This window comes from Brucella sp. NBRC 12953 (assembly GCF_040369775.1).
GTDB lineage: Bacteria > Pseudomonadota > Alphaproteobacteria > Rhizobiales > Rhizobiaceae > Brucella > Brucella pseudogrignonensis.
This window is the reverse complement of record NZ_BAABSV010000001.1, coordinates 621,941-636,091: the sequence shown is the minus strand read 5'-3', so window position 1 is coordinate 636,091 and position 14,151 is coordinate 621,941. Positions and strand designations below refer to the sequence as shown.

Sequence of the window (14,151 nt, the reverse complement as noted above, 5' to 3'; positions counted from 1 at the left end):
TTGAGGAGATTATTCATGTCGCGTGCCGCGTTTAACTGGGAAGATCCGTTTCTACTTGATGAGCAACTGACCGAAGACGAGCGGATGATCCGCGACTCGGCGCAGGCTTTCGCGAGCGATGTTCTGCTGCCGCGCATTGAAAAAGCTTATCTTGATGAAACGACCGATCCGGACCTGTTTCGTCTGATGGGGCAGGCTGGCCTTCTTGGTGTAACGCTTCCCGAAGAATACGGCGCAGCCAATGCTGGCTATGTTTCCTATGGTCTGGTGGCACGCGAAGTCGAGCGCATCGATTCCGGCTATCGTTCGATGATGAGCGTTCAGTCGTCGCTCGTCATGTATCCGATCTATGCTTATGGCTCCGACGAACAGCGCAAGAAATATCTGCCGGGTCTGGTTTCCGGCGAATTGATCGGCTGCTTTGGTCTCACTGAGCCTGATGCCGGTTCTGATCCTGCTGGCATGAAAACCCGCGCCGATAAGATCGATGGCGGCTATCGCATCAGCGGTTCCAAAATGTGGATTTCCAATTCGCCGATTGCCGACGTTTTCGTGGTATGGGCCAAGTCGACTGCCCATGACGGTGCGATCCGTGGCTTTGTGCTTGAAAAGGGCATGAAGGGTCTTTCTGCCCCCAAGATTGGCGGAAAGCTTTCGTTGCGTGCTTCGATCACGGGCGAAATCGTCATGGATGGCGTGGAAGTATCGGAAGATGCATTGTTGCCGAATGTATCGGGCCTCAAGGGTCCGTTCGGCTGTCTCAACCGTGCGCGCTATGGCATTTCATGGGGTGTGCTGGGCGCGGCAGAGGATTGCTGGTTCCGTGCGCGTCAGTATGGTCTTGATCGCAAGCAGTTCGACAAGCCGCTGGCTGGCACGCAGCTTTATCAGAAGAAGCTCGCCGATATGCAGACAGAAATAGCGCTGGGCTTACAGGCAAGCTTACGCGTTGGTCGTCTGTTTGACGAAGGCAAAATGGCGCCCGAAATGATTTCCATCGTCAAGCGCAACAATTGCGGTAAGGCGCTCGATATTGCGCGTCAGGCTCGTGACATGCATGGCGGCAACGGCATTCAGATCGAATATCACGTCATGCGCCACGCGCAGAATCTTGAAACCGTCAACACCTATGAGGGTACGCATGATGTTCATGCGCTGATTCTCGGACGTGCGCAGACCGGAATTCAGGCCTTCTTCTAAAGCATGTCTCCCAAAAGTGGGAACCGGTTTTTGGGATAAAGACATGCTTCAAAACAAAGGAATAGAGCGAGCGTGGTGGCTACAATTAAGCGCAACACGCTCTGATCGCTCGAAAAGGTTTTGAGAAATGCAGAATACACCGCTTGCGGGTCTTAAAGTCATTGAGCTGGCCCGCATTCTGGCAGGTCCATGGGTCGGACAGACACTGTCCGACCTTGGTGCCGACGTCATCAAGGTCGAAAGCCCTGAAGGTGACGACACCCGCACATGGGGGCCGCCATTTATCGAGGTTGAAGGCGAAAAGTCGGCAGCCTATTTCCACGCCTGTAATCGTGGCAAGCAATCGATTATTGCTGATTTTCGCTCTGATGAGGGCAGGGAGCTTGTGCGCAAGCTGGTTGCCGATGCGGATGTGGTGATTGAGAATTTCAAGCTCGGCGGTCTTGATAAATACGGCCTCGACTATGAAAGCCTGAAAGCGATCAATCCGCGGCTGATCTATTGCTCAATCACGGGGTTTGGTCACACCGGGCCTTATGCAGAACGTGCGGGTTATGATTTCATGATCCAGGGCATGGGCGGCATCATGGATCTGACTGGCGAGCCGGACGGGCAACCGCAGAAGATCGGTGTGGCTTTCGCAGACATTTTCACCGGGCTTTACAGCGTCATCGCTATCCAGTCGGCACTCATCATGCGTGAGCGCACGGGCAAGGGTCAGCATATCGATATGGCGCTGTTTGATTGCATGTCAGCGGTTCTTGCCAATCAGGCGATGAATTATCTGGCGTCCGGCGTTTCGCCCAAGCGTATGGGCAATGCGCATCCCAATATCGCGCCTTATCAGACGCTGCCTGTATCGGACGGTTATTTCATTATCGCCTGCGGCAATGACGGGCAGTTTGCAAAACTGACGGCTTTGCTGGGAATCGGTGAAATCGCGCGCGATTCCCGCTTCCTCACCAATGCATCACGCGTCGCCAATCGCGATGCACTGACAGCAATGCTTGAAGAGCGTACAACGCAATGGTTACGGGATGATCTTCTGGCAGCGCTTGCTAAGGCAGGGGTGCCCGCCGGGCCGATCAACACGGTTGAAGATGTGTTTGCCGATCCGCAATTCATCGCGCGGCAGATGAGAATCGATCCCGATGGTGTGCCGGGCTTGCGTACGCCAATCCGATTCTCGGACGCCGAACTGAAGCTCGACAGGCGATCACCGAAACTGGGCGAGCACAAGAATGATATATAACAAAAACCCCGCTTTAAGCGGGGTTTTTAGTAGGTCAGTCGTCGGTGGCAACCATGACGTCTGATGCTTTAACGACTGCATAGGCCGTCTTGCCAACCTTGAGGTCAAGTTCATCCACGGCTTCATTGGTGATGGATGAGGTAACAACGACACCATTTCCGATATCAATGCGGATATGCGCTGTGGTTGCACCTTTGGTGACATCGACGATTGTGCCTTTGAGGCGATTGCGTGCGCTGATTTTCATTGTCTCTTCCCGTCGTTGATTGGCGTCTGCACGATGCAATAAAGCATTTTAGCAGGTTGGATAACATCCCAAATTCGAGAAGCTATTCATTGCTGCAGCGCAAAAAAATCAAATTTTTAAGGGGAGAGAATGGTGCGGTCGAGAAGACTCGAACTTCCACGGGTTGCCCCACAGCGACCTCAACGCTGCGCGTCTACCAATTCCGCCACGACCGCACTGTGTGGTAGAAGCTGAACAATGTCAGCGAGAGGGCATTTAGCAAATCAATCTGGACTGCACAAGGCCATTCTTGCAGTTGAGCACAATTGAATGAAATTATTTTATGTTGGGCTTAAATATCTGATTTTAAAACGCAAAAAATCCCTGCTTCATCTGGTGTTTAACCAGATCGCAGAGCTGCGTTTTAAAAGAAATCAAAACTCTTGTAAGAGAATGGTGCGGTCGAGAAGACTCGAACTTCCACGGGTTGCCCCACAGCGACCTCAACGCTGCGCGTCTACCAATTCCGCCACGACCGCACTGTGTGGTAGAAGCTGAACTTGTCAGCGAGGAGGCATCTAGCAAATCGATCAGACAGGCACAAGCCCGATCTTGTGCTTCTGCCGATCTTTTTCAAAAAAGAGTGCCTAAAAGTCGTAATACTGCAATTTAAGGCGCTTAAAACTTCAGTTTCCCTGGCTTCTTGGTGTCAAGATTGTGGCCATTCTGCGGCTTTCGGGGTCGATCTATGCGGATTTGCCATAGATGACGACGAATCTGCTGCACCCATCAGCCGCTTATTCCCTGCAGTCTTTTAATGTCTTCCAGCCGCTTTACGGTTTCCGCATAGCCAATATCGATTGCTTCTGATGCCCGGTGAAAGTCGGCCAGGCCGATTTGCCCGACCGTGGGCATCAGCGAAACATCGGGTGGGTCGCCAGCCATACGCGCGCGGGAAATACGGTCCTGAATGATGTTGAAGGCTTCCATCATCACGCCGGTAATACCGAGGCGGCTTTCCTTCTCACCGTGGATCGTTTCGCTCAAGGTATCCTGGCGCGACTGAGCATGTTTGATGACCGCAGCACGTCCAAACTGGTCGTAATGCAGGTTTACCGCCAGAACGAGGCGTTGTTCATAGGCACGGCAGACCGAGACCGGAACTGGATTGACCAGCGCACCATCGACCAGCACGCGCTCCTGCCAGCGAACGGGTTCAAACACGCCGGGCAGGGCGTAGGATGCCCGCATGGCTTCAACCAGTGGACCTGTAGAGAGCCAGATTTCATGGCCTGTGCGCAGTTCGGTACAAACGGCAACGAATGGGCGATCCAGATCTTCAAGACGCAAGCCGTCGAGGTGCTCGCGCATACGGCTATCAAGCTTCATGCCGCCAAACAGGCCACTGCCGCGAAATGTGATGTCGAGAAGGTTGAACATACGGCGGCGAGTGAGGCTGCGCGCAAATTCTTCAAGCTGATCGAGCTTGCCCGCAAGGTAGCAGCCGCCAACCAGTGCGCCGATTGAGGTGCCGGCGATCATTTCGATTTCGATGCCTGCTTCATCAAGCGCACGCAGCACACCGATATGTGCCCAGCCACGCGCCGCACCACCGCCAAGCGCAAGCGCAATGCGGCGTGGTTCATGCCGTACCTGCGGCAGTTCGATGACTTCTTCTTCCGGCTTCAAGGGTTGCGTATTGGCTGCCTTGCGCCTTTGACCCCATGCGAGCATATCGACCAAGCACCTTTCATTTCGGTGAGTGTATCAAAACACTGTATCGAAACAATAAATGCTGCAAATTGAAGGCGCGAGAGAAAATCACGCCTTCACATCGATTTGAGAGGGGTCACAGATCGTGAGAGAATTTAGTGATCGTGGTCGCAGGAACCATTTAGCGACAAGCTGACCTGACCATCTTCTGACTGAACCTGTCGGTAAAAACACGAGCGCCGACCGGTGTGGCAAGTTGGACCATCACCAGCAACGCGGACTTTCAGCCAAAGCGCATCCTGGTCGCAGTCTGTACGCAGCTCGATCACGCTTTGCAGATTGCCAGAGGTTTCGCCCTTTTTCCAAAGCGTATTGCGGGAGCGCGACCAGTAATGCGCGATCCCGGTTTCGAGCGTCAGGCGCAGTGCTTCCTCGTTCATATGAGCGACCATCAGCAACTCGCCATCACGTTCGTCGGTGACGACTGCCGTGATCAAACCTGATGCGTCAAAGCGCGGCATGAAAACCGCGCCTTCTTCAATCGCCTTCTTGTCGGAAGGCTGGACGGGAAAAATACTCATTGTTGCGCCTGGTTGTCTTTTTACTGGCGGATAAGGCTCATGAAGCGAACCTGTTCGTTCACTTCTTCCTGAAACGTGCCGGTAAAGGTCGTCGTGATTGTGCTTGAACCCTGCTTGCGAATGCCACGCATCGCCATGCACATATGTTCTGCATCAATCATTACTGCAACGCCGCGCGGTTTCAGAATGCGCTGAATGCTTTCAGCGATCTGGGCAGTGATGCTTTCCTGCGTTTGCAGGCGACGCGCAAAAATATCAACAACGCGTGCAATCTTCGACAGGCCAAGCACCTTGCCATCTGGCAGATAAGCGACATGCGCTTTGCCGATGATCGGAACCATATGATGTTCGCAATGCGAGAAGAAGGAGATGTCCTTCACCAGCACCATGTCATTATAGCCGGATACTTCTTCAAAAGTGGTGCCAAGCACATCCTCCGGGCTTTCGGCATAGCCGCCGAAAAGTTCGCTGTAGGATTTGGCAACGCGCTTTGGTGTATCCAGCAGGCCCTCGCGGTCAGGATTGTCTCCTGCCCAAAGAAGAAGAGTGCGCACAGCAGCTTCTGCTTCGGCCTGAGTTGGCCGTGGCAGGTCTGCAGACGGATTGGATTCGTCATCAATCTTGAGGATGCGAGCGTCCATCAGTATTCTCCAGTAGTCTCCTTCAAGGAGGAGACGAGTTAAACGGACAATACAACGATGCGCCCCATAGTCTGATTTGCGAGCGTGCGATGTATTGATCCGGCAACACCAAGCTGCCGGACGGGCATTTCCGCGGCTACTCATCACCATGTGATAATCTACCCATGGCGCAGTCGCTACTTGCCTATTATATAGACAGGAAATTGCAACTTCAAACCGTAACCGGACGACAATTTTACATTTTTCTCCGGAAAGGCGGAAGGTTTCCCTCAATGATCGACGATGTTTATAACAAACGTATCCTTGAATTTGCAGGGAATATTGAAAGACTCGGACGAATTGCTGACCCCGATGCGGTCGCAACTGTTCACTCCAAATTATGTGGGTCCAAAGTTACCGTCTATCTGCGCATGTCAGACGGCGTGGTTACAGACTTCGCGCATGAGGTGAAGGCCTGCGCATTGGGACAGGCTTCATCGTCGGTCATGGCGCGCAATGTGGTTGGCTGCACGTCGGAAGAGCTGCGCGCCGTACGCGATTCGATGTATAAGATGCTCAAGGAAAACGGCCCTGCGCCGGAAGGCCGTTTTGAGGATCTCAAATATTTTGAACCGGTTCGTGAATATAAAGCCCGTCATGCATCGACGCTTCTGACATTCGACGCGGTTATCGATTGCATTCGCCAGATCGAAGAAAAGGTGCAGGCGGCTTAGGATAGCATATGTGCAGTTGCGGGAAAGATCATTCGGGCGGTGCGACGGCAACGGGAAAGCGCCAGACCCGCAATTTTACCGATCCATGGCGCAAAACGCCGGGCAGGGTGCTCGGCACCAGTCTGATAAGGCTTTATCAGCTCACGCTGTCCTCCTTTATCGGCAATTCCTGCCGACATATGCCGACCTGTTCTGAATACACCTACGAATCTGTGGCCCGTTACGGATTGTGGAATGGCAGCTGGATGGGACTGTTCCGGATAATGCGTTGCGGCCCCATGGGAACTCACGGATTCGATCCTGTTCCGCGAGAATTGTCGGCCTATTATCGCTGGTATTTGCCTTGGCGCTACTGGCGGGTCTCGTCACCCACAAGCTAAGTGTTTGTTTTTAAAAGATTGCAACAAATCTGTTAGTTTATTGCCCGTTGATTAGAATTCGTTAATGATAATTCTGTTTTATCGGGAAAAGGAAATCAGGTCGGCCCGGCGTCTTTTTCGCGCCGCAATTCGGCTTCATTTGCATCTAGTTTTCTTTTCATGTGAGCCAATATGCATAAATCGTTGTCCCGCACCTCCCAGCTGATTGCCGGTGTTGCGCTTGGTGCCAGCATCTTCTGCGCTACCAACGCCATGGCGAATGTTTCATGGGTGGTTTTTGATGCCGATACTGGTGTCGTTTTGGGACAAGACGATGCAACCGAGCAGCACGCGCCTGCTTCATTGGCTAAGATGATGACGCTCTATCTGACCTTTGAGGCTCTCAAGACTGGCAGGCTGAATTGGGATGATCAAATGCCGATCTCCAAGAACGCATCTGCCAAAGTCAGAATGAAGCTGTATCTGAAAGCAGGCGAAACAATTTCAGTTCGTGATGCCGTCATGGGTATGGTTATCGTTTCGGCAAATGATGCCGCAACGGTTGTTGGCGAATATCTCGGTGGATCGGAAGCGGGCTTTGGCCGCCTGATGACGCAAAGAGCCCGAAACCTCGGCATGAAAAGCACTTATTTCGCGAACCCATCGGGTTTGACGGCGAAGATGACCCAGCTGACAACCGCACGCGATATGGCCGTGCTTGGCATGTCGCTGCGTCGCGATTTTCCAAAAGAGTATGCGCTGTTTTCGGAGCGCTCCTTTACCTATAAAGGCCGTCCGTTCAACGGCCACAACAATCTGATGTATCGCTATCAGGGAGTAGACGGCATCAAGACCGGCTATACAGATGTTTCCGGCTATAACCTCGTTTCGTCAGCAATCATCAATGACAAGCATCTCGTGGGCGTTGTGCTTGGCGCTGGCTCATCGCGCGAGCGTGATGACCGCATGGCGAAACTCCTGACGCGCTTCGGCACGGAAGGCGCTGGAAAGTCCACAGACGAAATCGTTACAGCTTCGGTTCAGACACCTTTGCCCGTTATCTCGCCGCTTAAGCCACAGAAGCCAAAGGTTGATGCTGTTGCCGATATGATCGACGACAACAAGATCGAGCAGGGCGACGGCGGCTTTCTGGTGAAGTCTGCCATGTCTGCATGGCGTGTTCAGGTTGGTGTAACGCCATCCCGCAAGGGCGCAGACGAGCTGCAAGCCAAGTATTTGCCGGTTGTAAGCAACCTGGTGCCGGGTACAAAGGCTGAAATTTCGACCGCTCCGCGCGGCCGCAAGATGTACCGTGTTCGCTTCTCCGGATTCAAGGATTCGGATGCAGCTGAAAAGACTTGTGCGAAGCTCAAGCAGCAGGGCGTTCCCTGCCTCGCCATCCGCAACTGAGTTCATCCAGTTTCCAGAATGCTGAAGGCGCTGTGATGCAGTTTGCCACGGCGCTTTTGCTTTACCTATTAATCAAAAAAGATTAATACCCAAACGTTACAGCGGCTCCAGTTAAGACTGAATCTTTGGAGCCGCTGTAACTGTTTGTTTTTACGCAGTATCCGACGCAGAACCGCTTCGCGCTTTTGCTGGAATGCTATAATTCCTGTTGTGCAAGCAACATATAGGCGGTTCTGACAGCTTGAGCAGGATCGTTTCATGCAAAACCACCCGCAATCGTTGGCGGGACTGGATAAGGAAGAAAATGATGTCGAATGTATCTATGCAGTTTCCTGATGGCTCGGTGCGCGAATATGATGCCGCAACAACCGGTGCCGAATTAGCTGAATCAATCTCCAAATCACTTGCAAAGAAGGCCGTGGCTTATGCCGTAGACGGTACCGTGCGCGATCTCTCCGATCCGCTTGGCGCTTCCGGTGCAATCGAAATTCTGACCCGCGAAGACCCGCGCGCGCTGGAACTGATCCGTCACGATACGGCTCACGTTCTCGCTGAAGCTGTGCAGGAACTCTTTCCGGGAACGCAGGTAACAATCGGTCCAGTCATCGAGAACGGTTTCTATTACGACTTTGCTCGTAATGAGCCTTTCACGCCTGATGATCTGCCGGTGATCGAAAAGAAGATGCGCGAAATCATTCAGCGCAACAAGCCGTTCACCAAGCAGGTATGGTCGCGCGAGAAGGCCAAGCAGGTTTTTGCCGATAAGGGCGAGAGCTACAAGGTCGAACTCGTTGATGCGATCCCTGAAGGCCAGGATCTTAAGATCTATAATCAGGGCGAATGGTTCGATCTTTGCCGTGGCCCGCATATGGCATCCACGGGTCAGATCGGCAATTCATTCAAGCTGATGAAGGTTGCTGGTGCTTACTGGCGCGGCGATGCCAACAACCCGATGCTGACCCGCATCTACGGCACGGCATTTGCCAATGATGCCGATCTCAACGCTTATCTTCATATGCTTGAAGAAGCCGAGAAGCGCGATCACCGCCGTTTGGGCCGTGAAATGGACCTGTTCCATTTTCAGGAAGAAGGTCCGGGCGTTGTGTTCTGGCACGCCAAAGGCTGGCGCATGTTCCAGACGTTGGTCGCCTATATGCGCCGCCGTCTCGACAGCCACGGCTATCAGGAAGTCAATGCACCACAGGTTCTGGACAAGTCCCTTTGGGAGACATCCGGTCACTGGGGCTGGTATCGTGACAACATGTTCAAGGTGACTGTTGCCGGTGACGATACCGACGATGATCGCGTGTTCGCGTTGAAGCCGATGAACTGCCCAGGTCACGTTCAGATATTTAAGCATGGTCTTAAGTCTTACCGCGATCTGCCTATAAAGCTTGCAGAATTTGGTAATGTGCATCGTTACGAACCATCGGGCGCATTGCATGGCCTGATGCGTGTGCGTGGCTTCACGCAGGACGACGCGCATGTGTTCTGCACCGAAGAGCAGATGGCTGCCGAATGCCTTCGCATCAATGATCTTATCCTGTCGGTCTATAAGGATTTCGGCTTTAAAGGGATCACGATCAAGCTTTCAACCCGCCCTGAAAAGCGTGTGGGTTCGGATGAATTGTGGGATCGCGCTGAAAGCGTGATGATGACGGTTCTGGAACAAATCGCGGAACAGTCAGAAGACATCAAGACCGGAATTCTGCCGGGCGAAGGTGCGTTTTACGGTCCTAAGTTCGAATACACGCTGAAGGATGCGATCGGCCGTGAATGGCAGTGCGGAACAACACAGGTTGACTTTAACCTGCCGGAACGTTTTGGCGCATTCTATATCGACAGCAATTCGGAAAAGACGCAGCCGGTGATGATCCATCGCGCGATCTGCGGTTCGATGGAACGCTTCCTTGGCATTCTGATCGAAAACTTCGCCGGTCACATGCCACTGTGGTTTGCACCGATTCAGGTTGTCGTTGCGACGATCACATCGGAAGCCGATGGTTATGCTGCTGAAGTTGCAGCAAAGCTCAAGGCTGCTGGTCTCCAGGTCGTGACTGACGTTCGTAACGAGAAGATCAACTACAAGGTTCGCGAACATTCGTTGCAGAAGGTTCCGGTCATTCTCGTCTGCGGTATGCGTGAAGCGGAAGAAAAGACGGTCAATATGCGCCGTCTCGGATCGCGCGATCAGGAAGCCATGACGCTGGACGAAGCGATTGCTCGTCTGACAGAAGAGGCGACGCCACCAGATCTTCTTCGTCTGAAGAAGTAATCAAATAAAACCGCGCTTAGGCGCGGTTTTTTATGCATCCATACACAGAACGATAATTCTTACGGGCTGAATTTGACAGGCGTAGGGAAGCAATGCGCTATAGATGGGTGAGAAATCAATCTACAGTGTCGTCGGACGCTTCAAATTCCTTGCTTGTGACAACCTCGACATCTTCATTCTTGCCCGATGAAACCTTGAAATCACGCTGATAAATCCGGTCCTTGTTCTTGGCAACGGCGACATAGTCCCCCTCGATGAGAACGAGTGAAGAATAGGCGCCAGCGCTTTCGCGAACGACGTCACCGGAAGCGTTCAAGATTGACCAAGAGGTATCGGCGAGCGCTTCGCCACCTTTTTCGCGAACAAGCTTCAGCACAACTTCGGCCGCACGATGCTGAACGGTGGCTTCCGTCAGCTTGCCTGCTTCGACGCGAATATCTGCGCGAATGATGGCATTTGCAGAACCGTAGTTGGAAACGACATGATAGGTGCCGCTGTTCAGACGGATGATCGTGTCTGGTTTTACATCCGGCACGATGAGCGAGCGGTCATTGTTGTCTTCGTCGGCATAAATCGAGAATCGCACCAGGTCGCTTTTGATTTTGCCTTCATCTGGCAGAACTGCACTGAGCTTCATGCCGCCTGCATCGAGGGTCATTATTTCATGGCGGCTGGCATTGGTCAGTGTGATGCGCTTGGTTGCTCCCGCACGGCCATAGGCGGCGTGTACGAGATAACTACCTTCAGGAAGATTGAAAACTGTGCTGCCGCCCTTTGAAGAAGCGATGAGCGCGAGTTGTCCGTCTGCCCCAACCTCAGGTGCGAAGACGCGCCAGACAAGCCCGGTCGAAATATCCGGACCGTCTTGTTTGAGACGTGCCTTGAGATCCAGTTCGCTTGTTTTCACAAGAGGATTGTTTTCAGGGCTTATTGGGCTTGCGTAGGGGCTGAGCGTTGGCAAATTAAGCTTTGGCTCTGGAAAATTTGGCAAGCCGCTAGTGCTGTTGGTCTGAACTGATCCATTTCCGCCGGAAGGGGCCTGCATGGCAGGTGGGGCAGCTAGTGCCGGTGCTGGTGGCTCAAGCTGGAAATTCGGTAATTTGAAGCCGCCGCCGGGACCTCCCTGCGGACCGCCGCCAAATCCCCCGCCCATTCCGCCGCCGGGACCACCCGGTCCGCCCGGGCCACCGGGGCCTTGCGCTAAAGCAGACGAAGCAATCAGGACAAAAGAAAGGGTCGCGGCAAGTGTCTTGCTGCGCGATGATTTTGCACTGTTTGCTCGAAACAGACCCATAGTATCTGACATGGACATGTTTTGACCCCAAGCGGGTGGCGAATTCAAGGCCAAATCGACCATAGACATGGCAATTTATATGGGCGCTCCATGCGTTGTCACAGATTCTTGGCTTTACAGGCCAACAATGACAGGTGAGAAGCAGTCCCATTCCATTTCCAGCATAATCTTGGCGATCTCCATTTCACTCTGGTCGCATTATGCTTTAAGTGGAGTGACATATGCAGATTTTAGCGATGAGGTTTCCCCCCGTGACACATCCGGTGTTTGATTTTCTGGCTCAGCGCAGCTCCACACCTATTTCGGCTATTTCAGAACCAGCACCCGAAGGCGCTGAACTGGACGAATTGCTGAAAGTGGCAGCGCGCGTGCCGGATCATGGTCGTCTGACACCTTGGCGTTTCATTCTTTATCGTGGTGATGTTCGTCACAAGGTTGGTGAATATCTTGCCAAGCGCGCAGAAGAGCGGGAAGGCCCATTGCCGGACAGTCGGAAGGATCAGGAGAGGGCGCGTTTTGCGCGCGCACCGCTGGTAATCGGTGTGGTTTCTTCGCCGGTCGCTCACGAGCGCATTCCGGAATGGGAGCAGTTTCTGTCGGCAGGCGCTGCTGCAATGAACCTTTGCACCGCAGCAAATGCGCTTGGTTATGCCACCAACTGGATCACCAATTGGTATTCCGACGATGCGCCTGCACGCGCTCATCTGGGGATTGCTCCGAATGAACGGGTTGCCGGTTTCGTGCATATCGGGACAGCAGAAAACAAGATGCCTGAGCGTCCGCGCGCCGATATGGAAAAGATCGTTTCCGATTATAGTGGACCTTGGACTGAATAAACTAGGTTAGTTTTCTCTGATAAACTACGGAAAACAAGATGTTTTATAAGCCAGAAGATGGTCACGGACTGCCCCACAATCCGTTCAAGGCAATTGTCGCTCCGCGTCCGATTGGCTGGATCGGTACGCGTTCGGCATCAGGAAGCGTCAATCTGGCTCCGTACTCGTTTTTCAATGCCGTCTGCGATACGCCACCTATGGTGATGTTTTCGTCTTCAGGTGTGAAAGATAGCGTGACATTCATCGAGGAAACGGGTGAGTTTACCGCCAGTCTGGTCAGTGACCATCTGAAAGAGAAGATGAATGCTTCTTCGGTCAATGCGCCACGCAGTGTGAGCGAGTTTGAATATGCAGGCCTTGGTATTGCCCACAGCAAGGTCATTGCAGCGCCATATGTGAAAGAAGCCTATGCAGCACTCGAATGCGTTGCAGTCGAGACCAAACGTCTACAGGACAAAGAGGGCCGGCCGACCGACAATTATATGGTCATCGGTGAAGTTGTCGGCGTTCACATCGATGAAAGCGTGCTGACTGATGGACTGTTTGACATAAGAAAAGCCAAGCCCGTCACACGGCTTGGCTATATGGATTATGCGACGACTGAGGACGTCTATCAGATGTTCCGACCGAAGTGGGAAGATTAGAGCGCCGTTCGCCCTGCTGGGCGCGAAATTATAGCTATAGTATTTTGATTTTACAGCATAATTTTATTTTAAACTGATTCAAGTTTTAGAAATTATGCTGTAGATTTGAGGGGGCTGATTACAGCCCCTTTCTCTTTGCTTCGATCCAGATATTTTCCATCTCGTCGAGTTCTGCGGCCTCAAGACTGCTGCCTGTATCCTTCAAGGATTTCTCAATGAAATCAAAGCGGCGCTTGAATTTGTCATTCGCCGCGATCAGGGCTGTTTCGGCATCTATTTCCAGATGTCGACCCAGATTGACCATCGCGAAAAGCAGATCGCCGTATTCTTCGGCGATATTAGCTTTGTCTTCAGCGGCCATTGCTTCTTTGAGTTCGGCAGTTTCTTCAGCGATCTTGTCGAGAATCGGCGCTGCTTCCGACCAGTCGAACCCCACCTTGGCGGCTTTCTGCTGGAGTTTCAGCGCGCGCAGAAGGGCAGGGAAGGCATTTGGAATATCATCGAGATAACGTGTTTTCTCAACAGTTTCCAAACCAAGTTTAGCACGGCGTTCTGCACGCTCGGCCTTCTCTTCCGCCTTGATGCGATTCCACGAGCCCTTCGCCATGCCAGCGCTTCTGGCCTCAGTATCGCCAAAGACATGCGGATGACGGCGGATCATTTTGTGCGTGATGGCTTCCACGACATCACCGAAACCGAACTTTCCCTGTTCTTCCGACATGCGCGCATGAAATACGACTTGTAGCAACAGATCGCCAAGCTCTTCGCGCAGATCATCCACATCGTCACGTTCAATGGCATCCAGAACCTCATAGACTTCTTCAAGCGTATAAGGTGCGATGGATTTTGAGGTCTGCTCGACATCCCATGGGCAGCCGGTTTCCGGATCGCGCAGAGCGACCATGATTTCGAGAAGACGGTCGATATTGCGGGAGGGTTCCATCTTCGCTCCATTAAATTGATGTCGCATTGTTGAGGCAATCTGCGAGAATCGAAGGGTTTGGGTT

14 protein-coding genes and 2 tRNA genes are annotated in these 14,151 nt (G+C 52.7%); 8 read left to right on the top strand and 8 right to left on the bottom strand.

What is annotated here, in order from left to right:
* The first annotated feature begins 15 nt into the window (after window positions 1-15).
* The gene (locus ABWV94_RS03110) at window positions 16-1,200 is read left to right on the top strand and encodes an acyl-CoA dehydrogenase (RefSeq protein WP_064320643.1); all 1,185 of its coding nucleotides are present in this window, start codon (window positions 16-18) and stop codon (window positions 1,198-1,200) included.
* Window positions 1,201-1,327: 127 nt separating this feature from the next.
* Window positions 1,328-2,452: a CaiB/BaiF CoA transferase family protein gene (locus ABWV94_RS03105; RefSeq protein WP_079211923.1), complete on the top strand. Its 1,125-nt coding sequence runs from the start codon at window positions 1,328-1,330 to the stop codon at window positions 2,450-2,452.
* A gap of 34 nt (window positions 2,453-2,486) precedes the next feature.
* Here ABWV94_RS03105 and ABWV94_RS03100 read toward each other — a convergent pair whose 3' ends face one another.
* From ABWV94_RS03100 to folE, 6 genes are all read right to left on the bottom strand, one after another.
* Window positions 2,487-2,699: a TOBE domain-containing protein gene (locus tag ABWV94_RS03100; protein ID WP_064320641.1), complete on the bottom strand. Its 213-nt coding sequence runs from the start codon at window positions 2,697-2,699 to the stop codon at window positions 2,487-2,489.
* 130 nt (window positions 2,700-2,829) lie between these two features.
* Window positions 2,830-2,914 (bottom strand) — tRNA-Leu (locus ABWV94_RS03095).
* A 218-nt stretch (window positions 2,915-3,132) separates the two neighbouring features.
* Window positions 3,133-3,217, bottom strand: a tRNA-Leu gene (locus tag ABWV94_RS03090).
* 250 nt (window positions 3,218-3,467) lie between these two features.
* Window positions 3,468-4,412: a patatin-like phospholipase family protein gene (locus ABWV94_RS03085; protein ID WP_007875048.1), complete on the bottom strand. Its 945-nt coding sequence runs from the start codon at window positions 4,410-4,412 to the stop codon at window positions 3,468-3,470.
* A gap of 134 nt (window positions 4,413-4,546) precedes the next feature.
* Window positions 4,547-4,972: a phosphoribosyl-AMP cyclohydrolase gene (hisI, locus tag ABWV94_RS03080; protein WP_007875047.1), complete on the bottom strand. Its 426-nt coding sequence runs from the start codon at window positions 4,970-4,972 to the stop codon at window positions 4,547-4,549.
* Between the two features lie 20 nt (window positions 4,973-4,992).
* The gene (folE, locus tag ABWV94_RS03075; protein WP_079211921.1) at window positions 4,993-5,613 is read right to left on the bottom strand and encodes a GTP cyclohydrolase I FolE; all 621 of its coding nucleotides are present in this window, start codon (window positions 5,611-5,613) and stop codon (window positions 4,993-4,995) included.
* A gap of 272 nt (window positions 5,614-5,885) precedes the next feature.
* Between folE and ABWV94_RS03070 the strand changes: the two genes are divergently transcribed.
* From ABWV94_RS03070 to thrS, 4 genes are all read left to right on the top strand, one after another.
* A complete protein-coding gene (locus ABWV94_RS03070; protein ID WP_113498861.1) occupies window positions 5,886-6,326 on the top strand; it encodes an iron-sulfur cluster assembly scaffold protein in 441 nt (146 codons plus the stop codon).
* An 8-nt stretch (window positions 6,327-6,334) separates the two neighbouring features.
* Window positions 6,335-6,706 carry a membrane protein insertion efficiency factor YidD gene (gene yidD, locus ABWV94_RS03065; protein ID WP_007875042.1) on the top strand — a complete coding sequence of 124 codons (372 nt, stop codon included), beginning with the start codon at window positions 6,335-6,337 and terminating at the stop codon, window positions 6,704-6,706.
* Window positions 6,707-6,877: 171 nt separating this feature from the next.
* Window positions 6,878-8,095, top strand: coding sequence for a D-alanyl-D-alanine carboxypeptidase (locus tag ABWV94_RS03060; protein ID WP_105518584.1), 1,218 nt, complete (start codon window positions 6,878-6,880; stop codon window positions 8,093-8,095).
* A gap of 304 nt (window positions 8,096-8,399) precedes the next feature.
* A complete protein-coding gene (gene thrS, locus ABWV94_RS03055) occupies window positions 8,400-10,370 on the top strand; it encodes a threonine--tRNA ligase (RefSeq protein WP_039859776.1) in 1,971 nt (656 codons plus the stop codon).
* Window positions 10,371-10,485: 115 nt separating this feature from the next.
* Here thrS and ABWV94_RS03050 read toward each other — a convergent pair whose 3' ends face one another.
* A complete protein-coding gene (locus ABWV94_RS03050) occupies window positions 10,486-11,415 on the bottom strand; it encodes an RgsD C-terminal domain-containing protein (RefSeq protein WP_408913754.1) in 930 nt (309 codons plus the stop codon).
* Between the two features lie 500 nt (window positions 11,416-11,915).
* Here ABWV94_RS03050 and ABWV94_RS03045 point away from each other — a divergent pair, with 500 nt between their 5' ends.
* Together ABWV94_RS03045 and ABWV94_RS03040 are read left to right on the top strand one after the other, a co-directional pair.
* A complete protein-coding gene (locus tag ABWV94_RS03045) occupies window positions 11,916-12,500 on the top strand; it encodes a nitroreductase family protein (RefSeq protein ID WP_064320635.1) in 585 nt (194 codons plus the stop codon).
* Window positions 12,501-12,538: 38 nt separating this feature from the next.
* Entirely contained in the window at window positions 12,539-13,144 is a 606-nt protein-coding gene (locus ABWV94_RS03040; RefSeq protein WP_079211916.1) for a flavin reductase family protein, read from the top strand.
* A gap of 118 nt (window positions 13,145-13,262) precedes the next feature.
* Here ABWV94_RS03040 and mazG read toward each other — a convergent pair whose 3' ends face one another.
* A complete protein-coding gene (mazG, locus tag ABWV94_RS03035) occupies window positions 13,263-14,087 on the bottom strand; it encodes a nucleoside triphosphate pyrophosphohydrolase (protein WP_112806534.1) in 825 nt (274 codons plus the stop codon).
* Between the last annotated feature and the right edge of the window lie 64 nt (window positions 14,088-14,151).

Bases quoted from the DNA above. Each gene is read 5' to 3' on its own strand.
- mazG (WP_112806534.1), bottom strand. From the start codon at position 14,087: ATGGAACCCTCCCGCAATATCGACCGTCTTCTCGAAATCATGGTCGCT.
- ABWV94_RS03110 (WP_064320643.1), top strand. From the start codon at position 16: ATGTCGCGTGCCGCGTTTAACTGGGAAGATCCGTTTCTACTTGATGAG.
- yidD (WP_007875042.1), top strand. From the start codon at position 6,335: ATGTGCAGTTGCGGGAAAGATCATTCGGGCGGTGCGACGGCAACGGGA.
- ABWV94_RS03085 (WP_007875048.1), bottom strand. From the start codon at position 4,412: ATGCTCGCATGGGGTCAAAGGCGCAAGGCAGCCAATACGCAACCCTTG.
- ABWV94_RS03100 (WP_064320641.1), bottom strand. From the start codon at position 2,699: ATGAAAATCAGCGCACGCAATCGCCTCAAAGGCACAATCGTCGATGTC.
- ABWV94_RS03050 (WP_408913754.1), bottom strand. From the start codon at position 11,415: ATGCAGGCCCCTTCCGGCGGAAATGGATCAGTTCAGACCAACAGCACT.
- ABWV94_RS03060 (WP_105518584.1), top strand. From the start codon at position 6,878: ATGCATAAATCGTTGTCCCGCACCTCCCAGCTGATTGCCGGTGTTGCG.
- ABWV94_RS03105 (WP_079211923.1), top strand. From the start codon at position 1,328: ATGCAGAATACACCGCTTGCGGGTCTTAAAGTCATTGAGCTGGCCCGC.
- thrS (WP_039859776.1), top strand. From the start codon at position 8,400: ATGATGTCGAATGTATCTATGCAGTTTCCTGATGGCTCGGTGCGCGAA.
- folE (WP_079211921.1), bottom strand. From the start codon at position 5,613: ATGGACGCTCGCATCCTCAAGATTGATGACGAATCCAATCCGTCTGCA.
- ABWV94_RS03040 (WP_079211916.1), top strand. From the start codon at position 12,539: ATGTTTTATAAGCCAGAAGATGGTCACGGACTGCCCCACAATCCGTTC.
- ABWV94_RS03070 (WP_113498861.1), top strand. From the start codon at position 5,886: ATGATCGACGATGTTTATAACAAACGTATCCTTGAATTTGCAGGGAAT.
- hisI (WP_007875047.1), bottom strand. From the start codon at position 4,972: ATGAGTATTTTTCCCGTCCAGCCTTCCGACAAGAAGGCGATTGAAGAA.